The sequence below is a fragment of the Streptomyces sp. NPDC006655 genome (genome assembly GCF_040703965.1).
Lineage (GTDB): Bacteria > Actinomycetota > Actinomycetes > Streptomycetales > Streptomycetaceae > Streptomyces.
This window is the reverse complement of the sequence record NZ_JBEYJU010000150.1, coordinates 1-13,532: the sequence shown is the minus strand read 5'-3', so window position 1 is coordinate 13,532 and position 13,532 is coordinate 1. Positions and strand designations below refer to the sequence as shown.

The window sequence follows — 13,532 nt, the reverse complement described above, 5'->3', positions numbered from 1 at the left end:
GTCCGCAGGCCGCCGAACCCGTAGGCCGCCGAGTCCGCAGGCCGCCGAACCCGTAGGCCGCCGAGTCCGCAGGCCGCCGAACCCGTAGGCCGCCGAGTCCGCAGGCCGCCGAACCCGTAGGCCGCCGGGTCCGCAGGGCGCCGGGTCCGCAGGGCGCCGATCCCGGCGGGGATGAACGCCTCGGGGTGATGCGACGTACCTGGTGCTGCGGGCGGCATCGGGTCGCCGGGAGGCGTCGTCGGCGCGAGGTGCTCGACGACCGGGGGAAGGGCTTCGCCATCTCAGTGGATTCGAGCCGGCCGGCCGACAGCGCTCTCGACCTGGCCGCCGCCCCGTCCGGTCAGGGGGCGGCGCAGAACGCCTCGCCCACCCGTCGGCAACTGGCGGGCCTGGACGGTCTCCGTGGCCTCGCGGCCCTGTACGTCGTCCTGTTCCACTGCTGGTTGTACACCTTCCCGGGCTACCCCCACAGCTCGGCGCCCCGGTGGCTGGACGGTCTGATGTTCGGGCGTCTCGCCGTCGTCTTCTTCCTGGTCCTCTCCGGGTTCTCCCTGGCGATATCCCCGGCGCGGCACGGTTGGCACCCGGGTGGCGTCGGCCGGTTCCTGCGCCGGCGCGCCTGGCGCATCCTGCCCCCGTACTGGGCGGCGCTGATCCTGAGCCTGCTCGTCTCCTGGTTCGTGGTGCCGGCGTCCCACTTCGGGCCGCCGACCGGCGAGACGGTACTGGTGTACGGCCTCGTCGCCCAGGACGTCGTCACCGCCCCGACGCCGAACGGCGCGTTCTGGTCGATCGGGGTGGAGTCCGAGCTGTACCTCCTCTTCCCCCTCCTCCTGTTCGTCCGTCGTCGGTGGGGTGCGGCGCTCCTGGCCGCGTGCGTGACGGTCCCGGTGGTCGCCTACGGGCTGCTGGCCGCCGGCGCGTCCCCCGTCGAGGGCGACAACTGGCTGGCCCCGCACCTCGCGCCCGTGTTCGCGGCCGGGGTGGTGGGCGCGGGGATCATCGGCGCGTCGGACCGGGTCCGACGTCTGCCGTGGGGATGGCTCGCCGTCCTGGCCGCCCTGCCCGTCCTGGCCGTCGGTGCCGTCCGGGGTGCCGCCTGGACGGTGAACCACTACTTCTGGATCGACCTCGCCGTCGCCCCGGCCATGGCGATGCTGCTGGCCGCGGTCGCCACCGGCCAACCGGCTTTCCTGGTCAGGCTGTTGACCGCGCGCCCTGTCCGCACCCTGGGCGACTTCTCCTACAGCCTCTACCTGATCCACCTGCCGATCGTCCTGGCCGTGATCCGCCGCGTGGCCCCGCACCACGTGTCCCACGGACTGCCCACGTTCTGCTTCACGCTCGCCGTGGGCCTGCCGCTCGCGACAGCCGGGGCCTGGCTCTTCTCCAAGATCTTCGAAATCCCGTTCAAACAGAACAGGTCCTGGAAGTCGGCCGTCAGCGGACTCACGGGGCTCAGCCCGCGGACTTCTTTCCGGCGGGGGTGACGGCGTACCACTCGCCGTCCTTGCCCTGGCCGTTGACCTGTCCGGCCGCCGTGTCGCCGACGTACCGGTAGAGCGGCCAGCCGGCGAGGGTCAGCTGGGTCCTGCCGTTGCGGTGGACCGTGCCGAGGAGGCTCTTCTCCACCCCTGAGGTCTGGACGGAGTCCTGCACGATGACGGGTATCCACGTCTTCGTGCACGCACCCGAGCACGTCCACTTCGAGGGGCTGGGCTGGTCCTTGTCGTAACGGTAGAGGGCCAGCCCCCTGTCGTCGGTGACCACGATGCCGACGCCGTTCAGCGTCCTGGCCGTCACGGAGGTGACGGTGTCCGGGGATCCGCTCACGGGGCCGGAGCCGGTGGCCGGTGTCGAAGCGGCCGACGTGGCGGGCGGCGCGGGAGCGGACGAGGCCGGAGCTGCCGGAGCCGCCGGAGCGGCAGCGGTCGAGGAGCCGCACGCTCCCAGCAGGAAGGCGGAGGCGAGCCCCGCGACCAGGTTCGGGACGATGCGTCGCGGGATCAAGGAGTCGCCCTTCGTCGGGAGTCGCGTCTGCTTGCTCCCTTAGTACGTCGGCCGCCCCTCCCCCTCTCAGCCCTCGGCGCCCCATGACGCAGTCTTGACCATCACCGCGCTCACTCCCCGGCGAACAGCTCCGCACCGTCCCCGACATGCACCGCCCGCCGAGCCCACACTTCCAACTGCTCAAGATCGGTGCAGGCGCCCACCCGCTCCCGGACCGCATCGCTCACCGCGATGCCACGCCACTCCAGGACACGAAGGACCATCTCGGCACACTGCTCCACACGCCCTTCCTCACGCCCTTCCTCACGCACCTGCTCCGCCAGCGGGTGCCGCCAGAAGTACTGCATCGCGGTCATCAGATCCCTCCACATCTGATTCGCCTGAGGATCAACCGGGCACGAGTCGACGAACTGCACGAACACCGCGGCGCTGTCGCGGTCGATGGTCTTCAGGGCGGCTGCCAGCGATTCCAGTATGGCCGCGGCGTTACGGCCGCGCCCGTGTGTCATAGGGTTGCGGCCGTGCCGGCCGGTACGGCCGCGGGCGTCCGGCTTCGTGGAGCAGGGGCGCGCCCGCGGCGAGGCAGTGATCAGGGGGGCGTGAGCAGGGGCTGGGACGGGTTCGTCACCGCGGCCAGTCGGTGGACGTCCTTCGCCGTGCCCGTGACCCCGGAGAGGAAGCCCTGGGCCCTGGGTGAGGCGTTCTGGGTCAGCCACGTCGGGTCGATGTCGCAGACGGCGACCCGGACGCCCGTGCCGACCAGGGCGAGGGGCAGGGTGTGCACGACGGTGGAGGGGAAGCTGAGGATCGTACGGCCTATGGGGCCGCGGCGGGCGATGAGCTCCAGGGGGAGGTCCGGGCGGACTATCTCCAGGCCCGTCTCGGCGGCGAGGCGGTGGAGTTTCTCGGTGCTCTCGCGGCGGTGCGCGAAGTAGCGGGTCGCGCCGTGGGCCTTGGCGAGGGTCTGGACGGCCTCCAGGTAGCGGTCGCCGTCGACCACGCCGGTCTCCACCAGGGACGTGCCGACCATGTCCGCGCCCTTGGTGATGCGCGGCGGGCCGAAGCGGGCCCGGGTCCAGCCGAAGTCGTTGGCGGTGACCGTCACGCCCTGCGGGGTGTCCGTCATCGGCATGGACGAGAAGACCTCGACGCGCCGGCGGTCGCTGGGGGTCAGCCGGCGCCGGGCGGAGGAGGAGACCGGGGCGAAGAGCAGGTCCCGGGCGCCGGGTCTGCCGCCCTTGCGGTGCCAGCGGACCAGGCGTTCGCCGCGGGCGAGCTGGGCGACGAACTCCATCGTCGCCGTGCCGTCGTCGACGACCACCAGGTCACGGGCGCGGGTGATGGTCAGGAGTAGTTGCACGTAGCGGGAGAAGGGGTCTCCCATGACGACGCGGTCGGCCCGGCGGAGCGAGCCCGCCAGGCCGCCGATCGTCTGGAAGGGGGCGGTGGTGCCACCGCGCGCCTCCTCCCAGCGGACCCGGTACCCCTCGTCGCGGGCCAGGTCCGCCATGCGGCGCAGCTGGCCCCGGGTCATGGGGTCCGTCGGCGACAGGACGACGATCGTGAGTTCCGCGCCGGGCGCAGGTATGCCGGACACCGAGCGCCGTACCTGGTTGGGCACGGCCGGCATCGGCTCCGCCGGCCCGCGCAGGGCGTGGACGTGCGCCCACTCCAGCACGTTGAGCAGCTGCACCGGACTCTCGACGAACGCGAGGGTGTGGGGGCCGGACTTCCCGGCGCGGGGGCTCATCGACGTACGACCGTCCCGTCGTCGTAACACATCAATCGGACCCGGCTCAGACCTGGACCGGCTCGCCGGCGGCCGCGGCGATCTCCGCCTCGGCGACGACACCGTTGACGCGGCGCAGCTTCTTCATCGGGCCGAGCTCGGAGTCGTAGACCTTCTTGACGCCGTCACCGAGGGACTCGGAGATGATGCGGATGTCGCGGACCAGGCGCGTGAGGCCCTGCGGCTCCACGGAGGCGGCCTGGTCGGAGCCCCACATGGCACGGTCCAGGGTGATGTGGCGCTCGACGAAGGTGGCGCCGAGGGCGACGGCGGCGAGGGTGGTCTGCAGGCCGGTCTCGTGGCCGGAGTAGCCGATCGGGACGTTCGGGTACTCCTTCTCCAGCGTGTTGATGACGCGGAGGTTCAGCTCCTCGGCCTTGGCCGGGTAGGTCGAGGTGGCGTGGCAGATGAGGATGTTCTCGCTGCCCAGGACCTCGACCGCGTGGCGGATCTGCTTCGGGGTGGACATGCCGGTGGAGAGGATCACGGCGCGGCCGGTGGCGCGCAGCGCCTTGAGCAGCTCGTCGTCCGTGAGGGAGGCGGAGGCGACCTTGTGGGCGGGGACGTCGAACTTCTCCAGGAAGGCGACGGCCTCGGTGTCCCACGGGGAGGCGAACCAGTCGATGCCCTTGGTCTTGCAGTAGTCGTCGATCTGGCGGTACTCGTCCTCACCGAACTCCACGCGGTGGCGGTAGTCGATGTAGGTCATGCGGCCCCAGGGGGTGTCGCGCTCGATGTCCCACTGGTCGCGCGGGGTGCAGATCTCCGGGGTGCGCTTCTGGAACTTGACGGCGTCACAGCCGGCCTCGGCGGCGACGTCGATCAGCTTGAAGGCGTTCTCCAGCTCACCGTTGTGGTTGATGCCGATCTCGCCGCAGATGTAGACGGGCTTACCGGGACCGACCTCACGGGAACCGAACTGGCGCAGACGGGAGTTGCTCATGACTGTGGGGTGTCCTTACTTCGGGAGGGAATCGAGAGAGGGGCCGAGGATCCAGCTGGCGATCTCTCGGATCGCGCCGTCACCACCGGGCAGGGTGGTGACCGCGCGTGCGGCGCCGCGTACGACGTCGTGGGCGCTCGCGACCGCCACGGGCCAGCCGGCTACGGCGAAGCACGGGAGGTCATTGACGTCGTTTCCGACGTAGAGCACGCGCTCGGGAGCGATGCCCTGCTCCTCGCACCACTGCTTGAGGGCGAGGTCCTTGCGGTCGATGCCGTGCAGGACCGGGATCCGGAGTTTCCGGGCCCGGGCGGCGACGACCGGGTTCTGCTCCGTGGAGAGGATCAGCATCTTCAGCCCGCTCCTGCGCAGGGCGGCGATGCCGAGTCCGTCGCCGCGGTGCACGGAGACGAACTCCTTTCCATCGGCGTCGATCAGCACCCGGTCGTCGGTCTGGGTGCCGTCGAAGTCCAGTACGACCGCGTCCACGTCGTCGGCGGTCGGCAGCGCGCCGGGGCGGTCCGCGTCGAAGAGCGGGGCCAGGGCGCGGGCGCGCGCGAGCTCGTGCGGGTCGTCGATCTCCAGCACGCGCGCGGGGTCGGTCCGCACCAGTTCGGTGTGGCCGAAGAAGCGGTGCTGGTGCTCGCGGAAGCCGGCCGCGCGCATCGCGTAGGCGGCGCCGGTCTCCAGGAAGTCCTGGGGGCGGTCCTGGCGGCGGGGACGGAACGACTTGTCGTGGTTGACGCCGAAGCCGCCGCTCACGGAAGCCCCACCGGCATCGCCGGCGGCGGCCGGCACCGGGGCGTGCACCTCGTCGCGCCAGACGAAGCCGTGGAACGGGGCCACGGTCAGGGCGGTGTCGGCGCCGTTCTCGACGACCGCGCCGGCCACCCCGTCGATGTCCTCGCGGACGATGAAGGGGCTGGTGCACTGCACGAGCAGCACCACGTCGACCGCGGCGCCGTGCAGCGCCTCGTGGGCGTCCATGGCGTGCAGGACGGCGGCCTCGGAGGTGGCGGTGTCACCGGCGATGGCGGCGGGCCGCAGCACCACCTCGGCGCCGGCGGAGCGGGCCGCGGCGGCGATGGCCTGGTCGTCGGTGGAGACGACCACGTCGGTCACCAGCCGGGAGGCGACGCACTCGCGGACCGCGCGGGCGACCAGCGGGATCCCGCCGACCGGGGCGAGGTTCTTGGCGGGCACGCCCTTGGAGCCGCCCCGGGCGGGGATGACGGCGAGGACACGGGGCAGGTTCGCCCCTTCGAGGTGGGGCATCGGCTCTGTTCCTTCAGGTCCGGCAGGCGCCGGCGACGCCTGGTGCGGGATCCGGTCGCTCACAGCTCTCCCATTCGTCGGATCACGGGGGCCACCCGCTGGACGCCGTGGCGGTAGGCGCCGCGCGCGGCCCGGCGCACGATCTGGCGGACGGGTCCCGGGGCCTTGTCGGCGGCGGGTGCGCCGGGCAGCGGGACACCGTCGGGGCCGAGGTGGTGGCGGGCCAGGATGCCGGGCAGGTAGCCGGGCGCGGTCTCGGGTGTGTAGTACGGGTTCAGGGGCGGCAGTCCGCCGGGCCGGGCGAGCAGCTTCGCGATGCGCTCGCGGCCGGCGTCGAAGGCCGTGGCGTAGGAGCCGTCGGCGGCGACGCCCTGCCGGGCGACCCACTCGGCGTCGGCCACCGGGCGGTGTCCGGCGTCGAGCTGGTCCCAGGAGGCGAGGCAGCCGGAGCCGACGAAGTGGTGGTTGCCGAGCGTCTCGCGGATGCCGAGGTCGGTGAGGACCACGGTGGGGATCCGCCGGTGCAGGGATTCCAGGGCGGCCGTCGAGCTGATGGTGACCAGGAGGTCGGTGTGGTCGAGCACCTCGCCCATGTGCCCGTAGACCAGCCGGAAGTTGGCGGGCGCGTCCTTGCCCTGGACCAGCTTCTGGTACGGCAGTTCCTCGATGTGGGTGGTGTGCTCGCCGGGCTTGGAGCGCAGTTTGAGCAGCACCTCGCGCTCGGGGTGCCTGCGGGCGTGCTGGATCAGCCGGTCGAGCAGGTAGGCGCGGTCCCTGCGGCTGTCCGGGACGGACGGCTGGGCGGCGAACACGACGGTGTAGGGCTTGTGTTCACCTTCGTAGGGCGCTCCGCCGAGGAACGGCAGCGCGACCTCGGTCACCGCGCCGGAGTCGGCGCCCACCCCGTCGTACACCGCGCGGAAACGCTCGGCGTCCTGGCGCGAGTTGGCGAGGACCAGGTCCGCGCCGTGGCGCAGCAGCAGGCCGTCGGCGAGCTTCTCGTAGACGACGCCGACGTAGCCGGTGACGACGACGGGGCGCTTCTCCCGGCCGGCCCAGGCGGCACGCAGCCCGTGCAGCATGGCCTGCACCCCGCCGCCGACGAGGGAGAGGACGAGGACGTCGTACGACTGCCGCTCCATCTCTCTCAGGAACTCGACGGCCGTCACCTCGCGGAGCGAGTCCGCGTGGACGCCGACCTCCTGGAGCTGGCGGGCGGTGGGGGTGGCACGGCCGCGCAGGAGGTAGCCGTCGAGCCGGACGTCCGAGTCGTCGCCTTCGCCCGGGGCGAGGCGCTTCGCGGTGAGGGCGCCCCACTTCCACCTGGTGTCGGAATCCGCCAGGACGGCCACCCGCAGGGACTTCGTTGCACTTACTGGCACACCGAGGACGCTAGGAAGCCATTCCGAGGATCTCCCGAACCCGAATGCAACAAAGGGTTAACAACACGTCGCCGAATGGCGAATCAGCCAGGGATCGGCCGCCGAAAAGCCCCGGTTCACGACCTCGCCACATGCCGTTCACCTGGTATCAAGACGGCGGTCAAGACGCACGACGGGCGCTCATCTAACGTCCCTCACGTGGTCAAGCTCTCCGTCATCGTGCCGTTCTACAACGTGCAGCAATACGCGCCCGACACCCTGAGGAGTCTGCGCGCGAACGCGCGTGAGGACTTCGAATTCATTCTCGTCGACGACTGCTCGACCGACGGGACTCCAGAGATTCTCGCGCGGGCAGAGCGCGAGCTGCCCGGCGCGGTCCATGTCAGACACGAACAGAACGGAGGTCTGGCCACCGCGCGCAACACGGGCATCGACAGGGCTCGCGGCGAGTACGTGACCTTCCTGGACGGGGACGACTGGCTCGCACCGGGCTACTACCCGGACCTGGTGGCCGCCATCGAGTCGCTGGGCTGCGACTTCGTCCGCACCGACCATGTGCAGTGCACGGCGCGGGCCCGGCTCGTGACCCGGGTGCCGGTCGGCCGGCGCAACGTCGTGATGAACCCGCGGGACGCGATCCTGCCCGCCGACCGGTCCACCTCCGTCGACTACGCCTACGCGTGGGCGGGTGTCTACCACCGCCGTCTGGTGGACAAGGGACTCGTGCATTTCACGGACGGACTGCGAACGGCCGAGGACCGGCCGTGGATCTGGAAGCTGCACCGGGAAGCCGATTCCTTCGCCGCGGTGAACCTGCTCGGCGTCTTCTACCGGCGTGGCGTAGCCTCTTCACTCACGCAGATCGGTGACGTCCGTCAGCTCGATTTCATTCGCGCGTTCGACCAGGTGATCGAGGAAACCGCACAGGATGCCGACGCGAAGGACCTCCTGCCGAAGGCCGTCCGTACGTATTGCGCCATCATTTCCCATCACCTGGGATCCATCGAAAGGTTCGAGCCCGCGGTGGCGAAGAAGCTGAAATCCATGAGTGCCGCCGCGCTGCGGCGCATGCCGCAGGACGTGCTGGACGAGGCCCTGGACTCCATGGACCTCCAGCGGGCCACCAAGCTGCGCCGGCTGCGCCGCCGTCCCGCCCCCGCGGGAGCCGCCGCGTGACCACCCAGATCTTCCAGGCGTCCACCCTCTACGGCACCGCCACCCTCGCGGCCGCCCTGGACTCCGGCGCCTTCCGCCCGGCCGACCGGCGCATCCTGCTGGTCTGCAACAACGCGGCGACCCCCGAGATCACCCCGGGCCTGGAGGAGGCGCCGGGCTTCGAGCGGCTGCGCGACCGCTTCGACGAGGTGATCTCCTACAACGAGACGATCTTCCCGTTCCATCCGGGCGGCTGGGCCCCCCGGGTGGACGACATGCCCCTGTGGGAACGCTTCCTGCGCCACGAGTGGCGGCTCGGCGACGACGACGTGGAGTTCGCCGTCGAGTCGATCCAGGTGAACCCCTCGCTCAGCCTGACCCAGATCTTCACCGGCGCCCCGGTCACCGTCTACGCCGACGGCCTGATGAGCTACGGCCCGACCCGCAACAAGATCGACCCGCTGGTCGGCACCCGCGTGGACCGGGTGCTGCACCTGGACCTGGTGCCGGGCCTCAAGCCGCTGCTGCTCACCGAGTTCGGCGTCGAGGCCGAGGTCGTGCCGACCGCGGCCTTCACCAAGGTGCTGGCCGAACTCGCGCCCAGCGGCGACGACCTGCCCGAGATCGACGAACCGGCGCTGCTGCTCGGCCAGTACCTCTCCGCGCTCGAGATCCTCACCCCCGAGCAGGAGGAGCACCTGCATGTGCGGATGCTGAGAGGCGCGGTGCAGCTCGGCCACACCAAGGTCGTCTTCAAGCCGCACCCCTCCGCCCCCGCGCGGTTCGCCCGGATCCTGGAGCAGGAGGCCGACAAGCTCAAGGTGGAGCTCACGGTCCTGGACACCACGGCCCTCGCCGAGGTGCTCTACCAGAAGATGCGTCCCGCCCTGGTCGTCGGCTGCTTCTCCACCGCGCTGCTCACCGCGTCCGCGCTGTACGGCCTGCCGACCGCCCGGGTCGGCACGGACACGCTGCTCGACAAGCTCGTCCCCTACGAGAACAGCAACCGGGTCCCGGTCACCGTCGTCGACGCGCTGGTGCCCGACCTGACCGACCGCAAGGCGGTCGAGGAGCAGCGTCCCGGCATGTCCGTCGAGGCGCTCGGCGCGCTGATCCGCGCGGTGGGCTTCGCCATGCAGCCGAAGATCTACCCGCAGCTGCGCGCCGAGACCGAGCGCTATCTGAGCAAGCACCTGAACGAACGCACCATCCGCTACTTCAAGCGCAGGCGCCTGACCTCGCTCGCGCTGCCCGGCGGGGTGCCCGCGCAACTGGCGTTCATCCCGCGCAACGCGACCGTCCGCCGGGTCGCCCGCAAGGCCCGCAGCCTGCGGCGGGGCGCGCGCCGCTGAGCACCCTCCGCGCCCCTCTCCGGGCGCTGCCGAACCGCTTCCCGAAGGGGCGGGTCCCGATCGACGGGACCCGCCCCTTCGGCGTGCGGCGGTCGTCCTGGTCCGCCAGGCAAAGCTTGTGTAACAGCTGTGCGGGGCGCGGTGGCCCGCACCGAGGGGACGGATGGAGAGACCGGGAAGCCGGAACGTCCGCACGGTGAACGGCGTACGACCGGCAGGGGGATGAAGGCGAGGTTTAGTGTGACTTTCCTATGATTCGTCCAGGTGTCGGCGGGGTCTTCCACTCCCCGGCGACGGGCCCGACCGGATGGGATGATGAACCGCCGAGCACCTGATAAGCATTTCAGACCATGTCTCTCGCGACCTCCACCACGACGCCCTCGCCTGCGAAGACCGCCGTCGTCCCCGTGCCCTCCGGACGGCCGCGCCCCCGGCTTCTCGCCCTCGACGGACTGCGGTTGCTGGCCGCCCTGATGGTCTGCCTCTACCACTACACCGGGCGCGGCGGAGTCGTCTCCGCGTCCTGGCACCAGACCCCCGCCCACCTCTTCCCCACCCTGTCCAAGGCGGCCGTCTACGGCAACCTGGGGGTCGAGTTCTTCTTCGTCATCAGCGGCTTCGTGATCTGCATGAGCAGCTGGGGCCGCTCGCTGGGCGACTTCTTCCGCTCCCGGGTCGCCCGCCTCTACCCCGCCTACTGGGTGGCCCTGCTGCTGGTCACCGGCGCGTCCCTGGTGCTGCCCGCCGTCGTCCACGCGGTCCGGCTGGACGAGTTCCTGGTCAACCTGACGATGCTCCAGCAGCCGATGGGCGTGCCCCGCGTCCTCGGCGTCTGCTGGACGCTCTGGGTCGAGGTCCGCTTCTACGCGCTGTTCGCCCTGACCGTCGTCCTGCCGGGCGTCACCTACCGCAGGGTGGTGCTGTTCTGCTCGGTGTGGACGCTGGCCACCGTGCTCTCCACCGCGGCCGGCGGCCCCTGGACCGAGCTGGTCGTGATGCCGCAGTACGCCCCGTACTTCATCGGCGGCCTCGCCCTCTACCTGGTCCACCGCTTCGGCAACCAGGCCCTGCCGTGGGGCATCGTGGCGCTCTCCTGGATCCTCGGACTGCGCATGGCCACCGAGGGGGCCTGGCACCACGGCTCGCCCCGTGACCCGTACGTCGTGATGCTGGTCGTCACCCTCGCGTACGCGGCGGTGGCGGCGGTGGCCGCGGGCTGGACACGGTGGGCGGCCTGGCCCTGGCTGACCACGGCCGGGGCGCTGACGTACCCCTTCTACCTGATCCACGAACACCTCGGCTGGTTCGCGATCCGGGTGCTGCACCGGGGCTGGGGGCTGCCGCCCTGGCCGACGCTCGCGATCACGGTGTGCGCCATGCTGGGACTGGCCTGGCTGATCCACCGTTTCGTGGAGACGCCGCTCGGACCCCGCCTGAAGCGGGCGCTGAAGTCCACACCGCAGACGACCGGCTAGGCACCGGGACCCTCGGCGCCCGGGAGGGCGACGCTCAGGCGCCGGCCAGCGTCAGCTTGACCGCGAAGCCGAGGAACAGCACCCCCGCCGCCGAGGTGGCCGTGGCCGACAGCCGCTTGCGGCGGCGGAACGCCTCGGCCAGCCGGGTGCCGCTGAATATCAGGGCGCTGAGGTAGAGGAAGCTGGCCAGCTGGGCGAAGGCGCCGAGGACGACGAAGGACAGCGCCGGGTAGGCGTAGCCGGGGTCGACGAACTGGACGAAGAACGTTCCAAAATCCAACTGCCTGTACGCTCGCGCCCATGATCGCTACGAAGACCGCTCCCGAGTGGACCCCTGACGAACTGGCAGAGCTGGCCGAACTCCAGGCCCGCAACGATGCGCTACCGGAGGGTGCACCCCGTGGGCTCCTGTCGGTACGCCTGTCCATCCTCACGGAGGACACCACCAGCCCAGCGCGGCAGGAACTTGACCTTCGTCGCCATGCCATCCGAGAGGGCATCAGGGTTGTCGGCGTGGCCAGGGACCTTGGGGTCTCCGCGACCAAGAAAGCGCCTTGGGAGCGTAAGGAACTTGGAGATTGGCTTAACAACCGGATACCTGAGTTCGACCTGATTCTGTTCTGGAAGCTGGACCGGTTCATTAGGCGAATTTCCGACCTACACGAGGTCATCAAGTGGTGCGAGAAGTTCGGGAAGAACCTGATTTCCCTGAATGACACGCTGGACCTGTCATCTCCCATGGCCCAGGCAATGGTGACATTCGTCGCGGCAGTTGCAGAGATTGAAGCCGCCAACACCAAAACCCGCGTTTCATCCCACTGGGAATACACTAAGCAGCAGGACCAATGGCGTATCGGTAAGCCATCGTATGGCTACAAGACTGGCAGGGTGCGCGGGAAACTCCGCCTAGTACAAGACCCCAAGCAAGCGCGGGCAGTGCGCTACATGTACCAAGCTGCGATGCGGGGGGTTCCGGCAAACCGAATCGCTAAGGTCCTAGACAGGGCCAAGGTTCCGACTTACAGCAACGGGAAATGGAACAACCAGCAAGTTCTCAGGACCCTGAGGAATCCTGCCGTTAAGGGGCTTCGCACCGAGGGAGGAACGAAAGCGGTCACCTACAAATCCACACCGGTACTGGACAAGAACGGCCAGGAAATCATGGTCACGGATAACCCGATCTTGACTGATGAAGAGTTCGAGAACGTACAAGCAGCACTTGCCACCCGCTCGAAGAACAAGCGCCATCACGAGAAGAACCGCCGTCCCACCAGATTCCTCGGCGTCATGAAACACCAGTGCGGTAGAAACGTTAACGAAACGAACAACTACAAGACACTATCTACCGGCGAAGTGAAAGAGTATCGATACCTGCGGTGCCCCGATTGCCGGAAGCCAGGATTCGTGACACCGGACCCTGAGCATGTGTACTCGGCTCTTGCGCAGGCCGTCTTTGAGGCTCTGGGGGATTACGAGGTGATCCGCCGCGAGTATGCCCGAGGCGACGAGAACAGGCGTGAGCGGAAGCGACTGGAAGACTCCATTGCCTACTACATGTCCGGGCTGGAGCCCGGCGGAAGGTTCGATAAGGCCGGATTCATTCGCGAAAAGGCAGAGACCACGCTAGACGCTCTCATGAACGACTTGACGAAGATCGACCCGGAGTCCACAAAAGACAGGTGGGTCTACGAAAGCACCGGTATTACCTACAGTCAACATTGGAAGACCGGTGGTGTAGAAGCCATGGAAAAAGATCTACTGAGCGCCGGAATCACTTTTGAACTTGGAAAGCAGGACGATGGGGAATTGTTGGGGCGGTTGATTATTCCGCACGATGTCGAGAAGCGACTGATCAGGATGGACAACAACTGGAGCTAGCCAAACCGGCACATTCCGCGAAACCAAAATGCCCCCTCCGGAAGGAGGGGGCATTTCTTACGTCAACTCTCGGAGGGATAGACGACATCAGCCACAACTCTCCGGCTACCGTCCTGATCCTGGATCACGGTTACAACGCGCATATTCCCCCTGTCTCGACCCCGAGGCCCATGCGCCGGGTGCTAGGGTGCGTTTCAGAAGTGGATCTTGATGTGTCAAGATCCACTTCGTGGGGAGGCACGATCTGACGAATGCGCAGTGGGCGAAGCTGGA

At 69.2% G+C, this 13,532-nt stretch carries 10 protein-coding genes and 2 pseudogenes; 5 read left to right on the top strand and 7 right to left on the bottom strand.

Annotation, left to right across the window (positions count from 1 at the left end):
• Nucleotides 1–188: 188 nt before the first annotated feature.
• Complete coding sequence (locus tag AB0958_RS41860; RefSeq protein ID WP_366895736.1) at nt 189–1,490, top strand: acyltransferase; 1,302 nt, start codon at nt 189–191, stop codon at nt 1,488–1,490.
• Here AB0958_RS41860 and AB0958_RS41855 read toward each other — a convergent pair.
• From AB0958_RS41855 to AB0958_RS41830, 6 genes and pseudogenes are all read right to left on the bottom strand, one after another.
• Nucleotides 1,459–2,010: a hypothetical protein gene (locus tag AB0958_RS41855; RefSeq protein ID WP_366895735.1), complete on the bottom strand. Its 552-nt coding sequence runs from the start codon at nt 2,008–2,010 to the stop codon at nt 1,459–1,461. The genes AB0958_RS41860 and AB0958_RS41855 overlap by 32 nt on opposite strands.
• Before the next feature lie 110 nt (nt 2,011–2,120).
• Nucleotides 2,121–2,525, bottom strand: a pseudogene (locus AB0958_RS41850) (hypothetical protein); the annotation flags it as partial.
• A gap of 74 nt (nt 2,526–2,599) precedes the next feature.
• Nucleotides 2,600–3,760: a hypothetical protein gene (locus AB0958_RS41845; RefSeq protein WP_366895734.1), complete on the bottom strand. Its 1,161-nt coding sequence runs from the start codon at nt 3,758–3,760 to the stop codon at nt 2,600–2,602.
• A gap of 46 nt (nt 3,761–3,806) precedes the next feature.
• Nucleotides 3,807–4,742 carry an N-acetylneuraminate synthase family protein gene (locus tag AB0958_RS41840; protein ID WP_366895733.1) on the bottom strand — a complete coding sequence of 312 codons (936 nt, stop codon included), beginning with the start codon at nt 4,740–4,742 and terminating at the stop codon, nt 3,807–3,809.
• 15 nt (nt 4,743–4,757) lie between these two features.
• Nucleotides 4,758–6,017 carry an acylneuraminate cytidylyltransferase gene (locus tag AB0958_RS41835; RefSeq protein WP_366895732.1) on the bottom strand — a complete coding sequence of 420 codons (1,260 nt, stop codon included), beginning with the start codon at nt 6,015–6,017 and terminating at the stop codon, nt 4,758–4,760.
• 59 nt (nt 6,018–6,076) lie between these two features.
• Nucleotides 6,077–7,399, bottom strand: a complete 1,323-nt coding sequence (locus AB0958_RS41830; protein WP_366895731.1) for a DUF6716 putative glycosyltransferase — start codon at nt 7,397–7,399, stop codon at nt 6,077–6,079.
• Between the two features lie 198 nt (nt 7,400–7,597).
• Between AB0958_RS41830 and AB0958_RS41825 the strand changes: the two genes are divergently transcribed.
• The 3 genes from AB0958_RS41825 to AB0958_RS41815 all read left to right on the top strand — a co-directional run bounded on the left by AB0958_RS41825 (nt 7,598) and on the right by AB0958_RS41815 (nt 11,381).
• Complete coding sequence (locus tag AB0958_RS41825) at nt 7,598–8,575, top strand: glycosyltransferase family 2 protein (protein ID WP_132891370.1); 978 nt, start codon at nt 7,598–7,600, stop codon at nt 8,573–8,575.
• Nucleotides 8,572–9,906, top strand: coding sequence for an alpha-2,8-polysialyltransferase family protein (locus AB0958_RS41820; protein ID WP_366895730.1), 1,335 nt, complete (start codon nt 8,572–8,574; stop codon nt 9,904–9,906). Before AB0958_RS41825 ends, AB0958_RS41820 begins: the two co-directional genes overlap by 4 nt.
• A gap of 350 nt (nt 9,907–10,256) precedes the next feature.
• On the top strand, nt 10,257–11,381 hold the full coding sequence (locus AB0958_RS41815; protein ID WP_366895729.1) for an acyltransferase: 1,125 nt from the start codon (nt 10,257–10,259) through the stop codon (nt 11,379–11,381).
• Between the two features lie 34 nt (nt 11,382–11,415).
• On the opposite strand, the pseudogene AB0958_RS41810 reads toward AB0958_RS41815, so the two are convergent.
• Nucleotides 11,416–11,664 (bottom strand): annotated as a pseudogene (locus AB0958_RS41810) (LysE family transporter); the annotation flags it as partial.
• 17 nt (nt 11,665–11,681) lie between these two features.
• On the opposite strand from AB0958_RS41810, the gene AB0958_RS41805 reads away from it, so the two are divergent.
• Nucleotides 11,682–13,259, top strand: a complete 1,578-nt coding sequence (locus tag AB0958_RS41805) for a recombinase family protein (RefSeq protein ID WP_366895728.1) — start codon at nt 11,682–11,684, stop codon at nt 13,257–13,259.
• Nucleotides 13,260–13,532 lie beyond the last annotated feature (273 nt).

Bases quoted from the DNA above. Each gene is read 5' to 3' on its own strand.
- AB0958_RS41805 (WP_366895728.1), top strand. From the start codon at position 11,682: ATGATCGCTACGAAGACCGCTCCCGAGTGGACCCCTGACGAACTGGCA.
- AB0958_RS41845 (WP_366895734.1), bottom strand. From the start codon at position 3,760: ATGAGCCCCCGCGCCGGGAAGTCCGGCCCCCACACCCTCGCGTTCGTC.
- AB0958_RS41860 (WP_366895736.1), top strand. From the start codon at position 189: ATGCGACGTACCTGGTGCTGCGGGCGGCATCGGGTCGCCGGGAGGCGT.
- AB0958_RS41835 (WP_366895732.1), bottom strand. From the start codon at position 6,017: ATGCCCCACCTCGAAGGGGCGAACCTGCCCCGTGTCCTCGCCGTCATC.
- AB0958_RS41840 (WP_366895733.1), bottom strand. From the start codon at position 4,742: ATGAGCAACTCCCGTCTGCGCCAGTTCGGTTCCCGTGAGGTCGGTCCC.
- AB0958_RS41815 (WP_366895729.1), top strand. From the start codon at position 10,257: ATGTCTCTCGCGACCTCCACCACGACGCCCTCGCCTGCGAAGACCGCC.